The organism is uncultured Methylobacterium sp., assembly GCF_964244095.1.
GTDB lineage: Bacteria > Pseudomonadota > Alphaproteobacteria > Rhizobiales > Beijerinckiaceae > Methylobacterium.
The window spans coordinates 1-3,043 of record NZ_CAXTHR010000256.1; the positions used below are offsets into that span (position 1 = coordinate 1).

Consider the following 3,043-nt stretch of genomic DNA (forward strand, 5'->3'; position numbering starts at 1 on the left):
CCATGAGCATCCTCATCGACGAGACCACCCCGATCCTCGTCCAGGGCATCACCGGCGACAAGGGCACCTTCCACGCGCGCGAGATGAAGGAATACGGCGCCAACGTCGTCGGCGGCGTCACGCCGGGCAAGGGCGGCAGGACCCATCTCGGGATGCCGGTGTTCAACACCGTCAAGGAGGCGGTGGCCGCCACCGGCGCCACCACCTCGATCACCTTCGTCGCGCCCCCGTTCGCGGCGGACGCGATCATGGAGGCGGCCGATGCCGGCCTGAGGCTGGTCTGCTCGATCACCGACGGCATCCCGGCCCAGGACATGATGCGGGTGAAGCGCTACCTGCTGCGCTACCCGCGTGAGCGCCGCACCATGGTGGTCGGCCCGAACTGCGCCGGCATCATCTCGCCGGGCAAGTCGATGCTCGGGATCATGCCGCCGCACATCTACCTCAAGGGCAGCGTCGGCGTGATCTCGCGCTCGGGCACGCTCGGCTACGAGGCCGCCGCGCAGATGAAGGCGCACGGCATCGGCATCTCGACCTCGGTCGGCATCGGCGGCGACCCGATCAACGGCTCGTCCTTCCTCGATCACCTCGCCCTGTTCGAGCAGGACCCGGAGACCGACGCGGTGCTGATGATCGGCGAGATCGGCGGCCCGCAGGAGGCCGAGGCCTCGGCCTGGATCAAGGAGAACATGAGAAAGCCGGTGATCGGCTTCGTGGCCGGCCTGACCGCACCGAAGGGCCGCCGCATGGGGCATGCCGGCGCGATCATCTCGGCCACCGGCGACAGCGCCGCCGAGAAGGCCGAGATCATGCGCTCCTACGGGCTGACGGTCGCGCCCGATCCGGGCTCGTTCGGCGACACGGTGGCCGACGTGATGCGCCGCCGGGCGGCGTGAGGCGCTCAACCGTCCCCCTCTGCGAAGGGAGGATGCCCTGCGGATGCAGGGCGGGAGACGGGCCGGCTCGGGTCCATCCGGAAGCGGCGCTCCCCTCTCCCGACCCTCGCTCACGCGAGGGCCGCCCTCCCCCGCAACGGGGGGAGGGAAGGTTGCGGCGCTGCCTCCCGCCCGCTGGAACACCGCCCCAGGTGGCATGACGCGATGACCAAGACCCTCCACGCCTCCCCGGGCCTCGCGGACGAGAACGCCTTCGCCCCGCCGGTGATCACCGGCACCTCGTCGCGGGAGGCGCTCGACATCCTGTTCCACGCGCTGCTCGACGTGGCGCGCCGGCACGAGCCCGAACTGGAGGCGGTGCTGCACGGCACCGCCGACATCTCGGCCTTCTCGCCCGAGATGCTGGCGCGCGCGCTGCAGGTGCAGGGGATCTGGTTCCAGCTCCTGTCGATCGCCGAGCAGAACGTCGCCATGCGCCGGCGCCGGCACGTCGAGCGCACGGAAGGGCGGGCGGCGCTCGGCGGCTCCTTCGCCAAAGTGCTGGCGGATGCGGCGGCCGGCGGCATCGCGGCCGCGGAGATCCGCGCCCTGCTCAAGGATCTGCGCATCCGGCCGACGATCACCGCCCACCCGACCGAGGGCAAGCGGGTGACCGTGCTGGAGAAGTTCCGGCGCATCTACCTCGTGCTGCGTGAACTCGAATTGCCGCGCTGGACCACGCGCGAGCGCAACGGCCTGATGAACGAGCTCCGCGACCAGATCGAGCTGGTGTGGATGACCGGCGAGCTCCACCTGGAGAAGGCCACCGTCGAGCGCGAGGTCGCCTGGGGCCTGCACTTCTTCGACGAGACGCTGTTCGAGATGCTGCCGGAGGTGGTCTACTCGCTCGAGGAGAGCCTGGCCGAGCATTACCCGGACGAAGCTTTCGAGGTGCCGGCGTTCTTCCAGTTCGGCTCCTGGATCGGCGGCGACCGCGACGGCAACCCCTACGTCACCGCGCGCGTGACCCGCGAGACCCTGACGCGCAACGCGCTCGCCTCGCTCGGCCGCTATCGCGACGGCGTCATGCATCTCGGCCGGGTGCTGTCGCTGACCGAACGCGCCATGCCGGTGCCCGAGCGTTTCCGCGCCGAACTCGCCCGTGCGCTCAGCGAGAGCGGCGACGCCGAGGCGATCGCCGGCCGCAACCCCGGCGAGGCCTACCGGCAGTTCCTCACCTGCATCCTGCGCAAGCTCGAAGCGACGATCCGGCGCAGCGAGGGCGCCCGCTCCGCCGGGCCGGATTACCCGAGCGCCGACGGGCTGATCGACGACCTGCGCGCCCTGGAACGCGGGCTCTCGGACGCCAAGTGCACGTCGCTGGCCACCGACCTCGTGCGCCCGGTCCGCCGCATGGTGGAGATCTTCCGGTTCTCGACCGTCCGCCTGGACCTGCGCGAGAACACCACCCGCACGACGGCGACGCTCCAGGCCCTCTGGGCGCGGCGGAACGGCGACGGGGCGCCGCCGGACGTCGCGTCGCCCGCTTGGAAGGCGTGGCTCGTCGCCGAGCTCGCCCGGCCGCGGACCCGCGAGACCGCGTTCGACGGCCTGCCCGAGGAGGCCCGCGAGACGCTGGCGACCTTCGCGCTGGTGGCTGAGATGCGCGAGCAGCTCGACCGCGAGGCCTTCGGCGCCTTCGTGCTGTCGATGACGCGCTCGGTGCCCGACGTCCTCGGCGCCTACCTGCTCGCCAAGGAGGCCGGCCTCTATCTCGACGCCGCCGGCACCGAGATCTGCCCGCTGCCGATCGTGCCCTTGTTCGAGACCATCGACGACCTGCGCGCCGCGCCCGCGATCATGAAGGAGCTTCTCGCCATCCCGGTGGTGCGCCGCTCGACCCGCTGGCAGGGCGGGGTGCAGGAGGTGATGATCGGCTACTCGGATTCGAACAAGGACGGCGGCTTCGTCGCCTCGAACTGGGAGCTGTACAAGGCGCAGGCGAAGCTCACCGCGCTCGGGCGCGAGGCCGGCGTGCCGATCGCGTTCTTCCACGGCCGCGGCGGCTCGGTGAGCCGCGGCGGGGTGCCGACGCACCGCGGCATCGCCGCCCAGCCGCCGGGATCGATCCAGGGCCGCTTCCGCACCACCGAGCAGGGCGAGGTGGT

General features: G+C 71.5%; 2 protein-coding genes. Both read left to right on the forward strand.

Annotated features, from left to right (window positions below; all coding sequences use genetic code 11):
- Positions 1-2: 2 nt before the first annotated feature.
- Entirely contained in the window at positions 3-896 is an 894-nt protein-coding gene (gene sucD, locus ACFE86_RS22100) for a succinate--CoA ligase subunit alpha (protein ID WP_375457457.1), read from the forward strand.
- A 204-nt stretch (positions 897-1,100) separates the two neighbouring features.
- A partial coding sequence (locus ACFE86_RS22105; RefSeq protein WP_375457458.1) for a phosphoenolpyruvate carboxylase occupies positions 1,101-3,043 on the forward strand: 1,943 nt, incomplete at its 3' end.

Coding starts and splice junctions, on each gene's coding strand:
- sucD (WP_375457457.1), top strand. CDS start 3: ATGAGCATCCTCATCGACGAGACCACCCCGATCCTCGTCCAGGGCATC.